Source organism: Opitutus sp. ER46 (assembly GCF_003054705.1).
Taxonomy (GTDB): Bacteria; Verrucomicrobiota; Verrucomicrobiia; order Opitutales; family Opitutaceae; genus ER46.
The window spans coordinates 169,093-185,595 of sequence record NZ_QAYX01000017.1; the positions used below are offsets into that span (position 1 = coordinate 169,093).

15 protein-coding genes are annotated in these 16,503 nt (G+C 69.2%); 8 read left to right on the forward strand and 7 right to left on the reverse strand.

Features of this window, described 5'->3' with window-relative positions; genetic code table 11:
- The first annotated feature begins 372 nt into the window (after positions 1–372).
- From DB354_RS03025 to arr, 3 genes are all read left to right on the forward strand, one after another.
- Positions 373–1,830 (forward strand): deoxyribodipyrimidine photo-lyase, encoded by a 1,458-nt coding sequence (locus tag DB354_RS03025; RefSeq protein ID WP_107833951.1) that lies wholly within the window; start codon positions 373–375, stop codon positions 1,828–1,830.
- Positions 1,827–2,717, forward strand: coding sequence for a TIGR01777 family oxidoreductase (locus tag DB354_RS03030; protein WP_107833952.1), 891 nt, complete (start codon positions 1,827–1,829; stop codon positions 2,715–2,717). Before DB354_RS03025 ends, DB354_RS03030 begins: the two co-directional genes overlap by 4 nt.
- A gap of 119 nt (positions 2,718–2,836) precedes the next feature.
- Positions 2,837–3,271 carry an NAD(+)--rifampin ADP-ribosyltransferase gene (gene arr, locus DB354_RS03035; RefSeq protein ID WP_107833953.1) on the forward strand — a complete coding sequence of 145 codons (435 nt, stop codon included), beginning with the start codon at positions 2,837–2,839 and terminating at the stop codon, positions 3,269–3,271.
- 171 nt (positions 3,272–3,442) lie between these two features.
- Here the strand turns inward: arr and DB354_RS03040 are convergent, their stop codons facing one another.
- From DB354_RS03040 to DB354_RS03055, 4 genes are all read right to left on the reverse strand, one after another.
- Positions 3,443–5,704: a tetratricopeptide repeat protein gene (locus DB354_RS03040; RefSeq protein ID WP_107833954.1), complete on the reverse strand. Its 2,262-nt coding sequence runs from the start codon at positions 5,702–5,704 to the stop codon at positions 3,443–3,445.
- Between the two features lie 58 nt (positions 5,705–5,762).
- The gene (locus DB354_RS03045; protein ID WP_107833955.1) at positions 5,763–6,620 is read right to left on the reverse strand and encodes an EamA family transporter; all 858 of its coding nucleotides are present in this window, start codon (positions 6,618–6,620) and stop codon (positions 5,763–5,765) included.
- Positions 6,621–6,633: 13 nt separating this feature from the next.
- The gene (locus tag DB354_RS03050; protein WP_233256539.1) at positions 6,634–8,370 is read right to left on the reverse strand and encodes an iron ABC transporter permease; all 1,737 of its coding nucleotides are present in this window, start codon (positions 8,368–8,370) and stop codon (positions 6,634–6,636) included.
- A 151-nt stretch (positions 8,371–8,521) separates the two neighbouring features.
- On the reverse strand, positions 8,522–9,181 hold the full coding sequence (locus DB354_RS03055) for a metal-dependent transcriptional regulator (RefSeq protein ID WP_107833956.1): 660 nt from the start codon (positions 9,179–9,181) through the stop codon (positions 8,522–8,524).
- A gap of 85 nt (positions 9,182–9,266) precedes the next feature.
- On the opposite strand from DB354_RS03055, the gene DB354_RS03060 reads away from it, so the two are divergent.
- The 3 genes from DB354_RS03060 to DB354_RS03070 all read left to right on the forward strand — a co-directional run bounded on the left by DB354_RS03060 (position 9,267) and on the right by DB354_RS03070 (position 12,136).
- Positions 9,267–10,634, forward strand: coding sequence for an Nramp family divalent metal transporter (locus tag DB354_RS03060; RefSeq protein ID WP_233256540.1), 1,368 nt, complete (start codon positions 9,267–9,269; stop codon positions 10,632–10,634).
- 16 nt (positions 10,635–10,650) lie between these two features.
- On the forward strand, positions 10,651–11,103 hold the full coding sequence (locus DB354_RS03065) for a universal stress protein (RefSeq protein ID WP_107833957.1): 453 nt from the start codon (positions 10,651–10,653) through the stop codon (positions 11,101–11,103).
- 91 nt (positions 11,104–11,194) lie between these two features.
- Complete coding sequence (locus DB354_RS03070; protein WP_107833958.1) at positions 11,195–12,136, forward strand: amidohydrolase family protein; 942 nt, start codon at positions 11,195–11,197, stop codon at positions 12,134–12,136.
- On the opposite strand, the gene DB354_RS03075 is transcribed toward DB354_RS03070, so the two are convergent.
- Positions 12,032–13,303, reverse strand: coding sequence for an amidase (locus DB354_RS03075; RefSeq protein WP_107833959.1), 1,272 nt, complete (start codon positions 13,301–13,303; stop codon positions 12,032–12,034). The two genes, DB354_RS03070 and DB354_RS03075, sit on opposite strands and share 105 nt — an antisense overlap.
- A gap of 122 nt (positions 13,304–13,425) precedes the next feature.
- Between DB354_RS03075 and DB354_RS03080 the strand changes: the two genes are divergently transcribed.
- Both DB354_RS03080 and DB354_RS03085 read left to right on the forward strand, forming a co-directional pair.
- Positions 13,426–13,674, forward strand: a complete 249-nt coding sequence (locus DB354_RS03080; protein WP_146180086.1) for a hypothetical protein — start codon at positions 13,426–13,428, stop codon at positions 13,672–13,674.
- A 183-nt stretch (positions 13,675–13,857) separates the two neighbouring features.
- Positions 13,858–14,319, forward strand: a complete 462-nt coding sequence (locus DB354_RS03085; protein ID WP_107833961.1) for a RidA family protein — start codon at positions 13,858–13,860, stop codon at positions 14,317–14,319.
- A 22-nt stretch (positions 14,320–14,341) separates the two neighbouring features.
- On the opposite strand, the gene argA is transcribed toward DB354_RS03085, so the two are convergent.
- Positions 14,342–15,685, reverse strand: a complete 1,344-nt coding sequence (gene argA / locus DB354_RS03090) for an amino-acid N-acetyltransferase (RefSeq protein ID WP_107833962.1) — start codon at positions 15,683–15,685, stop codon at positions 14,342–14,344.
- Positions 15,686–15,805: 120 nt separating this feature from the next.
- The gene (locus tag DB354_RS03095) at positions 15,806–16,414 is read right to left on the reverse strand and encodes a hypothetical protein (RefSeq protein ID WP_107833963.1); all 609 of its coding nucleotides are present in this window, start codon (positions 16,412–16,414) and stop codon (positions 15,806–15,808) included.
- Positions 16,415–16,503 lie beyond the last annotated feature (89 nt).

Genomic DNA, 16,503 nt, shown 5'->3' on the forward strand with positions numbered 1-16,503 from the left:
CGCCCGCGCGGTCTTTCTCTTGCTCTTCCTCTTTATCTTTCTCCGACCGAGGCCCGGCCGCGCGCCGGTGCCCCCCCCCAATCGTTCTCGTTCTCTTTCTCGTTCTCGTTCTCTCGACCGGCGCGCGCGTGCGCCGGTTGGCAAATGCCTGCGGCGGGGGGCGACCGACCACGGATTGGTGAGAGTAAGAGAAAGAGGAAGAGGAAGAGAAAGATGTGGGGTGATACGCCGCTGAGCGCGGGCGCGTCGGTGGCCCGGCTTGAGAACGAGAACGATTTCGAGAACGAGAACGAGGATGAGGGCGCGGGTGACAAGGCGGGAGGACTATTACCCCCTTGCCGCCGGACGGGTTGCGGGCTTTGTGGGCGGAGAATGGCTCCCACCCTGGTATGGCTCCGTCAGGATCTCCGGCTGCAGGACCACCCGGCGCTGGCTTCCGCCCTTCGCCGCGGCGGTGCGGTCGTGCCGGTGTACGTGCTCGACGATGCCGGTGAGGGCCGCTGGGCATGCGGCGCGGCGGCACGGTCGTGGCTGCACCGTTCGCTGGCGGCGCTCGAGGCAGCGCTGCGGGAGCGCGGCTCGCGGCTGATCCTCGCCCGCGGTGATACCGCGACCGAACTGATGCGGATCGTGCGCGCGACCGGGGCGCAGGCGGTGTATTGGAGCAGAAGGTACGAGCCTGCCGCCCGGCGGCAGGACGCTGCGGTTGCGGCAGCGCTGAAGGCGGCGGGGGTGGAGACCGCGGAGTTTGCCGGCACGCTCCTGTTCGACCCCGACGAACTGCGCAACAAGCAGGGCACGCCGTTCCAGGTCTTCACGCCGTTCTGGCGGCACGCGCAAACGCTCCCGGTGCCGACACCGGAGAAGGTCCCGGCCGGGCCGTGGCCGGTGCCGTCCCGCTGGCCGGCATCGCTGGCACTGGCGGAGCTGCACCTGTCGCCGCGACCGGCTTGGGACCGCGGGTTCTACGGCCCGTGGGAACCGGGTGAGGCGGGGGGCGCGGCGCGGCTGAAGCGGTTCGCGCGCGGTGCGATGGAGGACTACGCGGAGGGGCGCGACCTGCCGGCGGAGGATGGCACCTCGCGAATGTCTCCGCATCTTCATTACGGCGAGGTCTCGCCCCGGCAGGTGTGGGCGGCGGTGGCGGCGCAGGGCCGCGAGTCAGGGGTGTTTCCGCCGAGCCGCGGCGCCGGGGTGTTCCTCAACGAAATCGGCTGGCGGGAGTTTGCGCACCATCTCCTGGTTCACTTCCCGCACACGCCCGAGGCGCCGTTGCGGGAGGCGTTCGCGCGGTTCCCGTGGGCCGCCGATCCGGGCGGAAAAAAACTCGCCGCGTGGCGCGCGGGCCGCACCGGCTATCCGATCGTCGATGCGGGGATGCGGCAGTTGTGGGCGACGGGCTGGATGCACAACCGCGTGCGGATGATCGCCGCGTCATTCCTGGTGAAACACCTGCGGCTGCCGTGGACCGAAGGCGCGACGTGGTTTTGGGACACGCTGGTCGACGCCGACCTGGCGGCCAACACGCTCAACTGGCAGTGGTCGGCGGGGTGCGGGGCGGACGCCGCGCCGTATTTTCGGATCTTTGCCCCGGTGACGCAGGGGCGGCGCTTCGATCCGGAAGGGGCCTACGTGCGCTGCTGGGTGCCGGAGCTGGCGCGATTGCCCGCCGCCCACGTGCACGCGCCGTGGGAGGCGCCGGCCGAGGAACTGGCGCGCGCCGGCGTCGCGCTGGGCGGCAACTATCCGCGGCCGATCGTCGACCATGCGACCGCCCGGGCCGAGGCGCTGGCGGCTTTCCACAAACTGCGCGAGAATGGGGCCGGATGAAGATCGTCATCGCAGGCGCGTCGGGATTGGTCGGGCGGGCGCTCGGAGCGCAATTGCGCGCGGACGGTGATGATGTCCTGCGGCTTGAGCGCGGCGGCGTTGCGGCACGCGATGCGATCGCATGGCAGCCCCCGCAACGGCTGCTGGATCCCGCCGCGTTGGAAGGCGTGGATGCCGTGGTGAACCTGGCGGGCGAGAACATCGGCGCGGGCCGTTGGACGGCTGAGCGGCGGCAGCGGATCCGCTCCAGCCGCATTCACGCCACGGCTACGCTGGTGGAGGCGATGGCGGCGATGCATCGGCCGCCCCGCGTGCTGGTGAATGCATCGGCCGTCGGGGCGTACGGGGATTGCGGCGACGAGATCGTGACCGAATCGAGTCCGTTCGGACGCGGGTTGCTGGCGGAGGTGTGCGCGGAGTGGGAAAGCGAGGCGCAGCGGGCGGCGAAGTTTGGCACGCGGGTGGTGTGCCTGCGCCTCGGGGTGGTGCTCGCGAAGGAGGGCGGGGCGTTGGCGCGGCTGCGGCCGCTTTTCCGGTCCGGCCTGGGCGGCCGTTTGGGCTCGGGCCGGCAGTGGATGAGCTGGGTGCACCTCGACGATGTGGTCGGCGTGACCCAGTGCGCGCTGCGGGACGAACGGTTCGGCGGCGTGCTCAACGTGGTGGCGCCGGCGCCGGTAACCAATGTGGACTTCACCCGCGCGCTGGCGCGAACCGTACACCGGCCGGCGGTTCTGCCGGCGCCGGCCTGGGCGCTGCGACTGGCGTTGGGCGAGATGGCGGACGAGGCGCTGCTGGCGAGCACGCGCGCGGTCCCGACGCGACTTCTGGAACTCGGCTTTGCATTCGCCTTCCCGGAACTCGGCCCCGCGCTGCAGGACGTGGTGTGATCGCGGCCCGCCGGTGGGCTGGCGAGATTCTGGCGACGACGGGAAAGCGGGTCGCGGAGTTGCGGATACGCGCGACCGCATTCTCGTGAGGCGTCGCAACGCTCAACTTCGGAGGAACCATGACTCACGTTTCTGCGGCGGAGGGACCACGTTACCCGAGCCCGCCGCCGTATTACCACGGCACCCGCATCGACCTGAAAATCGGTGACCTGATCTGTCCCGGCTACGCGTCGAACTACGGGCAGCGGCGGAAGGCAAACCACGTCTACTTTGCGGCCACGTTGGAGGCGGCGGTCTGGGGCGCGGAGCTGGCGGTCGGCGATGGCACCGGACGAATCTACATCGTCGAGCCTACGGGGCCGTTCGTGGACGACCCCAACCTGACGGACAAGCGCTTCCCGGGAAACCCCACGAAGTCGTATCGTTCGAAGGCGCCGGTCCGAATTGTGGGTGAGGTGAAGGAGTGGCAGGGGCACCCGCCCGAGGCGCTCAAGGTGATGAAGGACCACCTGGCGCGCCTGAAGGAACAGGGCTTCGAGGCGGTGGACGACTGAGCTGCCGGCCGTGAGGCCGTGACCCGGAATGCGCGGGCGCAGGGGGGCGGGTCTTCCTCTGTGTCCTCCTCCGGCCTCGGTGTGCTCTGTGACGAAGATTGAAGAACGAAAATCGAGAACGAGGGAAGGGCGGCTACGACATCCCGCGACGGCCCTCAATCCCTCAATCCCTCAATCCCTCAATCCCTTTTCCTGCGCCTGAGCGCGCGAGAGGTGTTCCCGGGCTTCGGTCAGGCTGGGGTCGAGGCGAACGGCCGTGGCGAAGTGTTTGGCGGCCTCGGCGAGGCGACCGCTGCGGGCAAGCGCGAGCCCGAGGTTGTCGTGCGTGCGGGCGTCGTCGGGACGCAGCTTGAGCGCGGCCTCGTAGTGCGGGATGGCGTCGGCCACGCGGTCGAGCGCGGCGAGGGAATTGGCCAGGTTGTTGTGGGCGGAGGCGTCGTCGGGGCGGAGCCGCAGGGTTGCCTCGAACTGCGAGACGGCGTCGGCGTAGCGTTCGGCGCGGGCGAGCGCGGTGGCGTAGCTGTAGCGGGCGTCGGCGGCGTCGGGCTTGAGCTGCAGGCCGGACTCGTAGGCGGCCAACGCCTCGGCCAGTTGCCCCTGGTTGAGGAGGAAGTTGGCCCAACTGATGTAGGGCGCGGCGTCGCCGGGCTTCAGCCGGATGGCAGTGGCGAACGCGGTGCGCGCCTCGGGCATTCGCTGCAGCCGGACGAGCGCGGCGGCGCGGTTCAGGTGCGCTTCGACGTAATCGGGCTGCAGCGCGAGCGCCTGGTCGAGGTGGTGCAAGCCCTCCGCGACCTGGCCGCTCCGACAGAGCGCGTCGCCGTAGTTGTTGTGCGCGGCGGGCAGGAGCGGATTCAGCTGCACCGCCTCCGCAAAATGCGCCAAGGCCTCGGGGCTGCGGTTGAGCAGTCCCAGCGTGATGCCCAGGTTGAGGTGCGCCGCGGCCTTGCGGGGACTCAGCTCGACCGCGCGGGTGAGGTAGGGCAGCGCGTCGGCGGGGCGGCCCATTTCGGAGAGGGCCAGTCCCACGTTGGCGAGCGCGGGCACGTATTCGGGATTGAGCGCGAGTGCGGCGAGGTGCTCGCGCAGGGCCTCGGAACGACGGCCGAGGCCGGCGAGTGCCGCGCCGTAGCTGCTGCGCGCCACGGTGTTCGCCGGCGCCTTGGCGACCGTGTCGGCCCAAAGCCCGACTTCCGTCTGGTAAACGCGATTGCGCGCCGCGGTCGCGCCGCCGAGCGCGACGACGATGAGCACGGCCAGCGGGCCCAGAATGACGGGACGGCCGAGGCGAACCAGTGGGGCGAGAAGCGCGACCGCGGCGGCGAGCGGGAGGTACAGCCGGTGTTCGACGACCATCTGCGTCGTGCCGGGAATCAGCGAAGTTGGGGCCAGCACCGCGAGGGCGAGAAAACCGAGGACCCCGAGCTTCGGAAACCGGATGAGGCTCCAGCCGGTGCCGACGAGGAACGCGGCGACGACGGTCGCCTGCAGAAAGAACGCCGCGTTGGGCTGCACGAAGAACGCACCGTAGTCGAAGACCAGCGGATACGGCCAAACGCACAGGCAAGCGTACCGCACGAAAGCCGGTATCTGCGTGAGGACATACGGCACGAAGTTGATCCCGACATCGAAGCCGGCCGAGCCGCCGCGGTTGCCTCCGGTGGTGAGCACGAGCGCGGCGAGCAGGAGCCAGGTGGCGGCGAGCGCGAGGTAAAAGCCGCGCCGGGCGCGCCAGGCGGCGGCAAAACTCCCGCCAACGAACGCGCGGTCGTAAAGCAGCACCAGGAGCGGGGCCGAAACCATGTTCTCCTTGGTGGCCATGCCGAGGGCGCAGGCGACCCAGGCGGCGAGCCGCCAGCCGAAGGGCGCCGTGGACTGCGTGCTGCGGACGAACGCATAGAGCGTCAGCAGGTAGAACATCCCCATGAGCGACTCGGCGCGCTGCACCAGGTACGTGACCGACTCGGTTTGCAGCGGATGCAGGGCCCAGATGGCGGCGAGGGCGGCCGCGACCGGCAACGCGTGTCGACGCAGGGCGTCGGGCGGGGCCGCGAGAAAAAAGGTGCGGCGGAAAAGCCCGAGCAGGGCCAGCGCGGCGCAGGCGTGAATCGCGACGTTGACCAGGTGGTAGCCCTGGACGTCGAGCCCGCCGATCGCGTAGTTGAGGGCGAAGGACAGGTTGAGGACGGGGCGTCCGCTGACGGTGGCGCCGTCGCCCGGCGGACGGAGTACGTCGGCGGAAAGCGCGCGGATCGTCGGGTTGTACGGGATCGACATGTAGTCGTCGTACACGAACGGCCCGGAGAGGGAGTTGGCGTAGCCCAGCGCGATGGCGAGCACCAGAAGCAGGGCGGCCACGAGGACGCCGCGGCGGTCGGGGGCGTCGGACGGCAGAGCGGACAGGGGCGTGATGGGCGACGGCTGGGCGGGCATCGAGCGACGGGCGAGCAAGCCGGACGGTGAGGGCCGTCGCAAATGAAAAGGCGGTCCGTCAGCGGCGGGCCGACGGGCGCGACTCGGCGAGCCAGACGCCGCCGGCCATGAGCGCGCCGCCGAGCAGGAGCCGGGGGACGTTGGCGCTTTCGCCGAAGAACACGAGCGAGCAGGCGACCGCGAGGGGAATCTTGGCGTTGTTGAAGGCGGCGAGCGTGCCGGCGTTCACCCGGGTGGCGCCGATGTTCCACCAGAAGAAGCACACGCCGGAGGCGAGGACGCCGAGGTACGCCAGCGTGGCGCCCTGCGACCACGTCAGCCGGAGCGCAAGCCAGTCCGTGGTGGTGAAGGACCAGGCCAGCGACGCGGCGAAGGCGCCCGCGTAGAGGAGGGCGAAGACGGACGCGTCGGACACCCCGGAGCCGAGTTGCGCGCGGGCGTGGCGCCAGCCGAGCTGGCCGGCGGCGAAGCAGAGGTTGGAGGCCTGCACGAGGAGCACGCCGACGACCGTGCTGGAGAGGGCCAGACCCTGCCAGACGATGACCCCGGCGCCGGCGACGGAGAGCAGGGCGGCGGCGGCGTGGCGGCCGACGAACTGGCGTCGGATGGCGCCGTCGAGCAGCGTGACGAAGAAGGGCGTGGTGATGGTGAACAGCGCGACCTCGTAGGCCTGCAGGTGGGCGAACGCGCGCAGGTAGAGCACGTACATCACGCCGAACTGGATGGCGCCGATGGCGGCGAGCCGAAATCGCATCGCCGTGGATACACCGCGCAGGCGCAGCCACGGCAGAAAGACGAGGAGTGCGAGCGCGAGCCGCAGGGTGGCGACGGCGGTCGGATCGACGCCGGCCAGCCGGCCCTTGATGAGGCCGAAGGAAAACGCCCAGACGAAGGAGACGATGAGAAGGAGAAACACGGGAAAATCGGGGCTAGAGCCGGAACAGTCCGCCGAGCTTGCGGCCCAGCAGGATGGTGAGGCCGGCGACGGTGAGGCCCAGGAACAGCATGGCCCAGACGCCGAGCGCGCTGGCGATGAAGCGACCGTCCCCGAGCCGCTGCAGCAGTTCGAGAATGGCCTTGGTGATCGGATAGTACGCCTGCTTCTGGGCGAGGATGAGCGAGTCGCTGACCTCGAGCATGGCGAAGGCAAACGCGAGGAGACCGCCGGCGATGAGGTTGGCCGCGATGAGCGGCAGGGTGATGCGCACGATCGCGCGCAGGGGCGACGCGCCCAGGTTCTGGCCGGCCTCCTCGAGGGTCTCGCTCGTCTGCTCGAAGCCGGCGGCGGCGGCGCGCACGACGTACGGCAACCGGCGGACGGCATACGCGATCACGAGGAGGATGGTCGGATTACGGGTGGGATTGAGCCAGGCGAAGGCCTTGCCGTCCTGCGCCATGGCAACGTAGCCGAACGCCAGCACGAGGCCCGGCACCGCGAGCGGCAGCATGGCCAGGAGGTCGAGGAGATGGCGGGAGGCGAGCCGCGAGCGGACGATGACGTAGGCGATGGCGATGCCGAGGATCAGGTCGACGACCGTGGCGATGCCGGCGAAGCGCAGGCTGTTCGCGATGGCGGGCACAGTGAGGTCGTGGCCGAGCGCGAGGCGGAAGTTCTCGAGCGTCCATTCGCCCGGGAGCACGGAGCCGTACCAGTCGCGCGCGCTGGCGATGAGCACGACGCCCAGGTGAGGGAGCAGCGCGACGAACGCGACGAAGGCGAAGGCGGCAGTGCAGAGCCAACCGCTCGCGCGGGGGAGGATGCGGGGCTGACGGCCGATCGTGGCCTTGGTCGTGCCGGTGCCGCCGGAGCGACCGAAGAGTCCCTTGCCGACGACGTAGAGCGTGAGGGAGGCGACCAGCATCACCGTCACGAGCGTGTAGGGAAACGGGTTGGCCCCGATGTCCTTCAGCCCTTCGTAGATCTGGACGCTGGTGATGCGGGTGTAGTCGAACACGAGCGGGGTGCCGAGTTCGGTGAAGGCCCAGATGAACACGAGCGTGCCCCCGGCAAAGAGGCCGGGTCGGATGAGCGGCAGCGTGACGCGCCGAAAGCGCCGCCAGCCGGTGGCACCGAGGTTCTGCGCCGCCTCCTCAAGCGCGGGATCGACGTTGGCGAGGGCGGCGACCGTGTTGAGGTACACGATCGGGTAGAGGGAGAACGCCTGGACCAGGACGATGCCCGGGAGGGGAAACTGCGCGCACCAGTCGATGGTGGCGCCGGCGGGGAGGAGGCCGAGGTGGTGGAGCACGGCGTTGAACGCGCCCGCCTGGCCAAAGATCTGGCGAATGCCGATCGCGCCGACAAACGGAGGCAAAACCATGGGCAGCAGGACGAGCGCGCCGAACAGGGACTTGCCCGGGTAGACAAAGCGTTCGTTGAGCCACGCGAGCGGGATGGCAATGAGGCCGGCGGCCAGCGTGGTGGCGAGCGCGAGGAGGAATGCGTTGCGCAGGCCGGCGAGGTAGGTCGCGTTCTGCAGGAGCGCGCCGAGATAGCTGAGGGTGAACGTACCGTCGGCGTTCACGAACCCGCCGCGCACGACCTGCCACACGGGCCAGACAAAGAAGGCGGCGAAGAAGACCACGGTCACCAGCACGACGCCGTGCGCGAACGACGGCGCGGGTCGGTGCGGCGGGCGAAGGAGCGTGGTGGCGGGGGAGGACAAGGGAGGGCGTGATGGCGCGCGGAAAGGGCGGAACTGAAACGCAAAGTCCGCCGAAACGGGAGCGCGAAAGTGCGGCCTGGGCGGAGGCGCGGGCAGATGGGCCAACCCGACGCGCTTCAGGCGCGCCACCGCCCGCCGGCGGAACGGGAACTCAGGCGGGTTCGACCAGGATTTTCCCGGCGGCGACGAGACTCACGGCCAGGGGCGTGCCGGCAGCCTGCTGGACGGTGACGAGCCCCGCGGCGAGGTTGCGGTCGGTGACGCGCACGACGGTGCCGGGCTGCAGGGTGCTCTGTTCCGCGAAGTGGAGGAATTCGGACGACTGGTCGGTCACCCGCACGACGCGCAGCTTCCGTCCGGTGAGGCAGGTGGCGAGGGTGGCGTAGACCTGGGAGTTGATCTTGCCCTTGCGGCTCGGGATGGGGTCGCCGTGCGGGTCGGTGGTGGGGTGGGCGAGCAGGGCGTCAAGCCGGTCGAGCACCTCGTCGGAGATGGCGTGCTCCAGCTGCTCGGCCTCCGCGTGGACGGCGGACCAGTCCATCTTCAGGACGTTGACAAGGAAGGTCTCCACGAGCCGGTGCTTGCGGAGCACGGTGAGCGCGACGCGCCGGCCGGAGGGGGTCAGGCGCACGCCCTCGCGGGGCCGGTGCTCGACGAAGCCCTCGCCGGCCAGCGCCTTGACCATCGTGGTGGCCGTGCCCGGGACGACCTCGAGCGCGGCGGCGAGCGCGCCCATGGAGACGAGGTCGGGGCCGCGTTCGGAAAGCAGGAGGATGTGCTTGAGGTAGTCTTCGACCGTGCTCGTGGCCATGGCGGGAAGTTTCCGGGTTCCTGGGGCGGGGCAATAAAAAAGATCAATTTGACGAATCAAAGAAAACAAGTCACCAGTCCTCAAAATGGAACCACCCTCTGGCATGGCCACGCCGGCGCCCGCGTCGACGACGGGCTGGAAGCGCGAACCCGACGCGCCCAGCCTGGCCGAGTCCCATCGCACGATCTCGATCCCGGCGGGGGCCGGTTTCTGGCGAAAGCTGCTGGCGTTCTCGGGGCCGGGTTACCTCGTGGCGGTCGGCTACATGGACCCGGGCAACTGGGCCACGGACCTGGCGGGCGGCTCGGCGTTCGGGTACTCGCTGTTGAGCGTCATCCTGCTGTCGAACCTGATGGCGATCCTGCTGCAGTCGCTCTGCGCGAAGCTGGGCATCGTGACCGGCCGCGACCTGGCGCAGGCGTGCCGGGATCACTATTCCCGGCCGGTGGCGGTCGGCCTGTGGCTGCTGTGCGAGGTGGCGATCTGCGCGTGCGACCTGGCGGAGGTGATCGGCACGGCCATCGCGCTGAACCTGCTCTTTGGCATCCCACTCGTGTGGGGGGTGTGCATCACCGCGCTCGATGTGCTGCTGGTGCTGTGGCTGGCGAACCGCGGTTTCCGTTGGCTCGAGGCCCTGGTCGTCGGGCTGGTGTTCCTGATCGGGGTGTGTTTCGGCCTGGAGATCCTGTTCTCGAAACCGGCGGTGCGGGACATCCTGGGCGGCTTCCTCCCCACGACCGAACTGGTGACGAATCCCGCGATGCTCTATATCGCGATCGGCATTCTCGGGGCGACGGTGATGCCGCACAACCTATACCTCCACTCGTCGATCGTGCAGACGCGCAAGTATGCGCAGGATGCGCGGGGCAAGCGGGAGGCGATCAAGTTTGCGACGATCGATTCGACCGCGGCGCTGATGTTCGCGCTGTTCATCAACGGCTCGATCCTGGTGGTGGCCGCGGCGACGTTCTACACGCGGGGCCGGCACGACGTGGCGGAAATCCAGGACGCGTTTCAGTTGTTGTCGCCAATGCTGGGTGTGGGGGTGGCCGGTATCGTCTTCGCGGTGGCGTTACTCGCGTCGGGGCAGAACTCGACGCTGACGGGCACGCTGGCGGGCCAGATCGTGATGGAAGGCTTTCTCAACGTGCGGCTGCGGCCGTGGCTGCGGCGGCTAATCACCCGGGCGATCGCCATCATCCCGGCGGCGATCGTGGCGGGCGTGTATGGCGAGAGTGGAACGGCGAAGCTCCTGGTGTTCAGCCAGGTGGTGTTGAGCCTGCAACTGCCCTTCGCCGTGGTGCCGCTCGTGATGTTTACGAGCGACCGGAAGAAGATGGGCGAGTTTGCCAATCCGCCCTGGATCAAAGTGCTCGCGTGGGTCGTGGCCACGCTCATCATCGGGCTCAACCTCAAGCTCCTGCTCGACGTGACCGGCATCACCGGCCGCTGAGCGAACCCCGCCCCCCATGTACAAGAAGATTCTGGTCGCGCTGGAGAACGGCCGCGCCGACGAGACGCTGATCCGCCACGTGGGCGAACTCGCCGGATTGTTGGGTTCCGAGATCCTCCTCGTGCACGTCGCCGACGGCTGGGCGGCGCGGAACTACGACCAACTGAAACTGGCGGAGTCGGACGAGATGCGCGCCGACCGCGAGTACCTGGCCGGCGTGGCGGAACGCCTGCGCGACCGCGGACTCACCGTGCACAGCGAATTGGCGTTGGGGAACCCGCCGGCCGAGATCGTCCGCAGCGCCGGGGCGCATCGCTGCGACCTCATCGCGATGGGCGCGCACGGCCACAAGCTGGTGGGCGACATCTTCCTGGGCAGCACCATCGACCGGGTACGGCACAACACGACGATCCCGGTGCTGGTCGTGCGGGTGGCGGGTGCGAGCACCCCGCCGTTGCCGCAGTCCTGAGCGGCCCCTGAAGCTCGACGGCTCGAGGGCGCGGTGACCGCGGTCCAGCGTCCACTTGCCTCGCGCGGACGGGCGTCCGAACCTTCCGCGCATGCCGATCGTCGACGCGCACGTGCATCTTTACCCGCCGGAAGTGGCGGCGGAGCCGGAGGCGTGGGCGGCGCGGGTGGGGGAGCGCCACTGGGCGGTGCTGTGCACGCGGCGCCGGCGGGACGGCCGGCTGGTGCAGTCGCTGCCGACGGTGGACGAGTTGCTGGCGGCGATGGACGCCGCGCGCGTCGACCGGGCGGTCCTGCTGGGCTGGTATTGGGAAAAGCCGGAGACCTGCGCGTGGCAGAATCGGTTCTTCGCCGCGTGTGTGCGGGAGCATCCCGACCGGCTGGCGGCGTGCGCAACGATTCATCCCGCGTCGGGCGGCGCCGGGGTACGGGAGGAGATGCGGCGGGCCCGGCAGGACGGGCTGTGCGGGCTGGGGGAGTTGTCCCCGCATTCGCAAGGGGTGGCGATGGACGAACCGGTGCTGGCGGAGGCGTTTGCGTTGGCCGGCGAGTATGGCTGGCCGGTGAACCTGCATGTGACGGACCCGGCGAGCCGGCCGTTCCCGGGCCGGATCGAGACCCCGCTGACGGACTTCTCGCGCGTGGTGCGTACGCATCCCGGGACGACGTTCATTCTCGCACACTGGGGCGGTCTGGTGCCGCAGGTGGACCCGGAGATCGCGACGCTGCCGAACGTGTACTTCGATACCGCGGCATCGCCGCTGATGTACGATCCGGGGATCTGGGCGCGCTTCGCGGCGCTGGTGCCGAGGACGAAGGTGCTCTTTGGCTCCGACTATCCGCTGAACCTGTATCCGCGCGTGAGCGTGGCGGCGGAGATGGCGCGCTTCGTGGCGGAAGCCACCGCCGCCGGTGCGGGCGCCGAGGCGCTAGGCGGCAACGCCGAGCGCGTCTTCGGTTGGTGCCAGCACCGAGAACAGGGCGGGACTCTGCGGGTGGTTGACCACAATCTGCAACCCGGTGCTCAGGCCTGAGGGCAGCGTCACCGGAACCGTCAGCACGGGCAGGCCGCCGACGCTGGCCGGCGCGGTGAGCGTCAGGAGCCGGGCCCGGTTTTCCGGTGTGCACTCGGCCTTGGTCAGCGCGCCGCACGGCGTGGCGGGCAGGACGAGAAAGTCGTAGGTGAGAAAAAACTTCGCCCAGAGGAGCCGGAGGCTGGCGCGGGAACGTTCGGCGGCGGCGGACTGGTCGGCGGGGAGTTGGCGGCCGCGAAGCAGTCGTTGCCAGACGGCGGGATCGTAGCGCGACTGGAACCGTTCGGCCCAGGGGCGGTGGACCTCCCACGCCTCGGCGGCGACGATCGTGTTGTAGCAGTCGAGCGCACCGGCGAAACCGTGCCGCAGGTCGTCGCGCGTGGCGGGATCGGCCGGAGGCGCAAACCGTTCGGCGGTGGCGAGGCAGGCGGTGCGCACGTCGTCATCGACGCCCGGCATCTCGAGATAGCAGCCATGCAGCGGGCGGAGGCTGGACCGCAGCCCGACCATGGCGGCCAGCATCTGCTGCATGTCGACGCGCCGGGCCGTGAACCAGCCGGCAGTGTCGAAGCTGGGCGCGAGGGGAAACGCGTCGCGGATCCAGGGATCGCCCGGAGCAAGGCGGAAGCCGTAGAGGCCGCAGAAGGCGGCGGGGACCCGCACGGACCCGCCGGTGTCGGTGCCGAAGGCCACGGGGACGACGCCGGCGGCAACGAGGGCGGCGGAACCGCTGCTGGAGCCGCCGGTGGTGCGACCGGGAAACCGCGGGTGTTCGCAGTCGCCGTAATGCGGATTCTCGCCGGTGATCCCGTAGGCGAACTCGTGCAGGTGACTCTTGCCGGCGCACACGAGACCGGCCTGGCGGGCAGCGCGCACGAGGCTGCCGTCGGCGGTGGGCCTCGGGCGCACGTCCGGAAGAAACGTCGATCCGGCGAGCGTGGATACGCCGGCGAGGTCAAAGAGGTCCTTGACGAAGCACGGTACGCCGGCGAGCGGGTTGTCGCGGGTGGCCGTGGCGGCGGCAAAAGCGGCGGCGAGGTCGGGTTCGGGGGCGACCCAGGCGACGGCGGCGCGGAGTTGGGTGGCGGAAAGGCGATTCCGCAGCCGCGTGTGCACCTCGCGTGCCGCGGCCTCCGGGGTCAGTTGCTGCCAATCGCGGACCGTCATCAGGGCGCAGCTTTGCAGAGATGAATTGGCGGCGCAACGTCGCAGGCAGTGGCGCGGGGCGTGGCGGCGGAGCGGCGGATTTCGGCTTGTCGGGCGCGCCGGGATTTCCGGCACTGGTGGCCATGAATCACCAGCAGGACGACGAACATCGCTGGCCCGTGCGCACCGCGGGTGGCATCCGCTGGCTGAATGCCGAGGAACTGACGCATGTGCTCGAATCGGCCAAGGTCATGCAGGCCGAGCGGGTGCCGGGCGCGACGGGGGCGAAGGTGTGCAGCAAGTGTGGCCGGCATTACGACAAGCCCGAGTGCCCGTATTGCGCGGAGCTGGAGCGCCGCCGTCAGCTCCGCGACGGGTTGCTGGACAACTGAGGAGCGTAGGGGGAAGGCGGTGCGGATTGGGAACAGATCGGACGGATCCGACTGATCCGACTGATCGGTCGGATTCAGGCAGTTGTTGTCGGCCGACGGGCAGCCGGCCGAGAACGAGAACGAGAACCCCGGGGGTAATGCAGGGTCTTTACATCGGGCGACGGGTCGGAATCCTGCTGGCCCATGAACTACGAAGCCAAGCTAGCGGAACTCGGAATCACGTTGCCGACGCCTCCGGCGGCGGCGGGCAGTTACGTGCCGACGGTGCGCACGGGAAACCTGCTCTATTGCGCGGGCACGATCTGCATGATCGGCGGGCAGATGACGCACGTCGGGCAGGTCGGCAAGGAGCAGACGATCGAGGCGGCAAAGAAGGCCGCCGAAGTTTGCGCGCTGAACGCACTGGCCAACGTCAAGGCGGCGGTCGGGTCGCTGGACAAGGTGGTGCGCATCGTGTTCGTGAGCGGCTTCGTGAACGCGATCGACGGTTTCATGGACAGTCCCGCGGTCATCAATGGTGCGAGCGATCTCTTCGTGAAGGTCTTCGGCGACGCGGGGAAACACGCGCGCGCGGCGGTGGCGGTGAATGGCCTGCCGCGCGGCTCGACCACCGAAGTGCAGATCGTGGTCGAGGTGAAGGACTGATCTCGCTGCGGGCGGCGGCAGGTCAATCGACGTGCTTTAACAGCACCTTCGGATTGCGGCCGCTTTCCTCGTACATTTTCCGGCGCGCCTCGGGGAGGACGTCCTTGGACGTTTCCTCGAAGCCGCAGACGTTGCTGAAGAAGCCGAAACTCTGGGTGGAGAGCGCGATGACGATCGTGGCGCCGCGGTCCTTGGCGATCATCGTGGCGTAATCGACCATCTTCTTGCCGATGCCGCGATTGTGGTAGAACGGCATCACATAGAGTGAGCCGATCTCCGCCATGTGCGGCTTGTCCGGGTAGAAGTAGAGCGTGACGCAGGCGATGATGTTCTCGTCGACCTCGAAGACGAAGAACTGGTCGATGTTCTTTTCGATGGCCTGCTGCGTGCGGTAGATCAGCTCCTCGCGGCGCACGGCGTTGCGCGTGAGATTGTAGATGAGCCGGACGTCGCCCTTCCGTGCGCGGCGGATCTGCTGGTAATCGTTGCCGTAGACGAGGGTGCCGACGCCTTCGTTGGAGAAGATCTCGTTGAGCAGACCGTCGAAGATGCGGCCATCGAGCATGTGCACGCGCGGCGTGCCGGTCTCGATCGCCTTGATGGCGTGGATGGCCTTGCTGCGGGTGCTCTCGCTGATCCGGTCCGGCGCGTCCTCGAGGATCTTGCGCAGGGCCTCGACGGAGATGTCGCGCGGAACGTCGCCGTCGATATCGAGCCCGGCCTGCGGCATCAGATAGATGACCTTCGTGGCCTGGAGCGCCTCGGCGAGTTCGGCGGCGAGGAGGTCGGAATTGATGCGGAGCGACTTGCCGTCCGGGGCGAACGCGACCGGCGAGACGACCGGCACCACCTGCCCGGCGATGAGTTCGAGGAGGAAGTCCTTGTCGATGCGGTCGACCTTGGCGGTGAACTGCAGGTCCTGGCCGCGGATGATGCCGGTGGGCAGGGCGCGCACCGCGTTGGTGACGGCGCACTTCAGGCCGTTCTGCGTCAGGCCTTCGATCAGCGCATGCGAGACCCGGGAGGACGCGCGGATGGCGAGATCCATCGTGGCGGCATCGGTGACGCCGGTGCCGTCGGTGTTGGTGATCGGAATCTTGCGGGCGACCGAGAGCTCCTGGATCTGCTGGCCGATGCCGTGCACGAGCACGACCTTGATGCCGAGCGAGCGCAGGACCGCGATGTCGACGAGCAGGTTGCCGATGTTCTCATCGGCGACGATCGAGCCGTCGACCGCGAGGATGAAGATCTGGCCTTGGAAACGCGGGACGTACTTCAGAATTCCGCGGAGGTCCGTCGGCTTGATCGTGGTCGCCGTGGCGGACGTGGGAGTTGGAGGACTGACGTAACCGTTGCCGTTGCTCATCGAGTTGGCGGGGCTGTTGTCGGCGAATGCCTGGGGCTCGTCAATAGTGCGGACCGATCGTGCGTTGCCGCCACGGACCCCTCGGCGGGAAGACCGTTCGCGGCGATCGCGGCCGCGGGACTACGGCTGGACCTGCAGGGACCAGGCGCGGGAGGAGTTCTCGCCGGTCACGGTCACGCGGTAGCGGCCGGGCCTCAGGGTGCCGGGCGGCACAGTCACGGTATAGAAAGAGTCGCGGGTGCGCGCCTGCAGGCCGGCGGCGAGGTGGCCGAAGGAGGGTGCGACGACAATCTCGTCGCCCTTCACGAAGAGTTCGGTGCGGCTGAGCTGCTGCTTCTCGTCGGGTGTGACGCAGCGGAAATGAATCTCGTACGGCTCGCTCGCACGAGCGGCCGGGTCGCCGTGGGCGAGGACGATGTCGGACGGGAGGTGCGGGGTGGTGACGAGGGCCTGGCGGAGCGGGGCAGGCAGGCCGCCGGGCGCCGGGTTGGAGGTGTTGGCGGGCAGGCGGGTGACGGGCCGGTCGGCCGGGAGTTCGACCCGCTGGTAACCGGCGGCGAGCAGGCGGCCGGTGTTGGCGCGGGTCTGCATGTCCTGGTGCGGCTCGTAGGGGCGCGACGTCTTGCGGTAGTGCAGCGTGAGGAACGTGTACGCGCCGATGAAGAGGACGATCGCGAGGACGATCCACTTGAGAGGCCACGGCTTACGCTCCGGCAACGGACGGGACATGGGTTGGTGATGGAGCAGGGTGGCGCGCGACGCGCAAGAACGAAGACAGGCGCCTTGCGCCTTGCGGAGGCCCGGGGCAACTGCTTGCC

Excerpts from the sequence above, each read along its gene's own strand:
- DB354_RS03025 (WP_107833951.1), top strand. The coding sequence starts at position 373 with ATGGCTCCCACCCTGGTATGGCTCCGTCAGGATCTCCGGCTGCAGGAC.
- DB354_RS03030 (WP_107833952.1), top strand. The coding sequence starts at position 1,827 with ATGAAGATCGTCATCGCAGGCGCGTCGGGATTGGTCGGGCGGGCGCTC.
- arr (WP_107833953.1), top strand. The coding sequence starts at position 2,837 with ATGACTCACGTTTCTGCGGCGGAGGGACCACGTTACCCGAGCCCGCCG.
- DB354_RS03040 (WP_107833954.1), bottom strand. The coding sequence starts at position 5,704 with ATGCCCGCCCAGCCGTCGCCCATCACGCCCCTGTCCGCTCTGCCGTCC.
- DB354_RS03055 (WP_107833956.1), bottom strand. The coding sequence starts at position 9,181 with ATGGCCACGAGCACGGTCGAAGACTACCTCAAGCACATCCTCCTGCTT.
- DB354_RS03060 (WP_233256540.1), top strand. The coding sequence starts at position 9,267 with ATGGAACCACCCTCTGGCATGGCCACGCCGGCGCCCGCGTCGACGACG.
- DB354_RS03065 (WP_107833957.1), top strand. The coding sequence starts at position 10,651 with ATGTACAAGAAGATTCTGGTCGCGCTGGAGAACGGCCGCGCCGACGAG.
- DB354_RS03070 (WP_107833958.1), top strand. The coding sequence starts at position 11,195 with ATGCCGATCGTCGACGCGCACGTGCATCTTTACCCGCCGGAAGTGGCG.
- DB354_RS03075 (WP_107833959.1), bottom strand. The coding sequence starts at position 13,303 with ATGACGGTCCGCGATTGGCAGCAACTGACCCCGGAGGCCGCGGCACGC.
- DB354_RS03080 (WP_146180086.1), top strand. The coding sequence starts at position 13,426 with ATGAATCACCAGCAGGACGACGAACATCGCTGGCCCGTGCGCACCGCG.
- DB354_RS03085 (WP_107833961.1), top strand. The coding sequence starts at position 13,858 with ATGAACTACGAAGCCAAGCTAGCGGAACTCGGAATCACGTTGCCGACG.
- argA (WP_107833962.1), bottom strand. The coding sequence starts at position 15,685 with ATGAGCAACGGCAACGGTTACGTCAGTCCTCCAACTCCCACGTCCGCC.
- DB354_RS03095 (WP_107833963.1), bottom strand. The coding sequence starts at position 16,414 with ATGTCCCGTCCGTTGCCGGAGCGTAAGCCGTGGCCTCTCAAGTGGATC.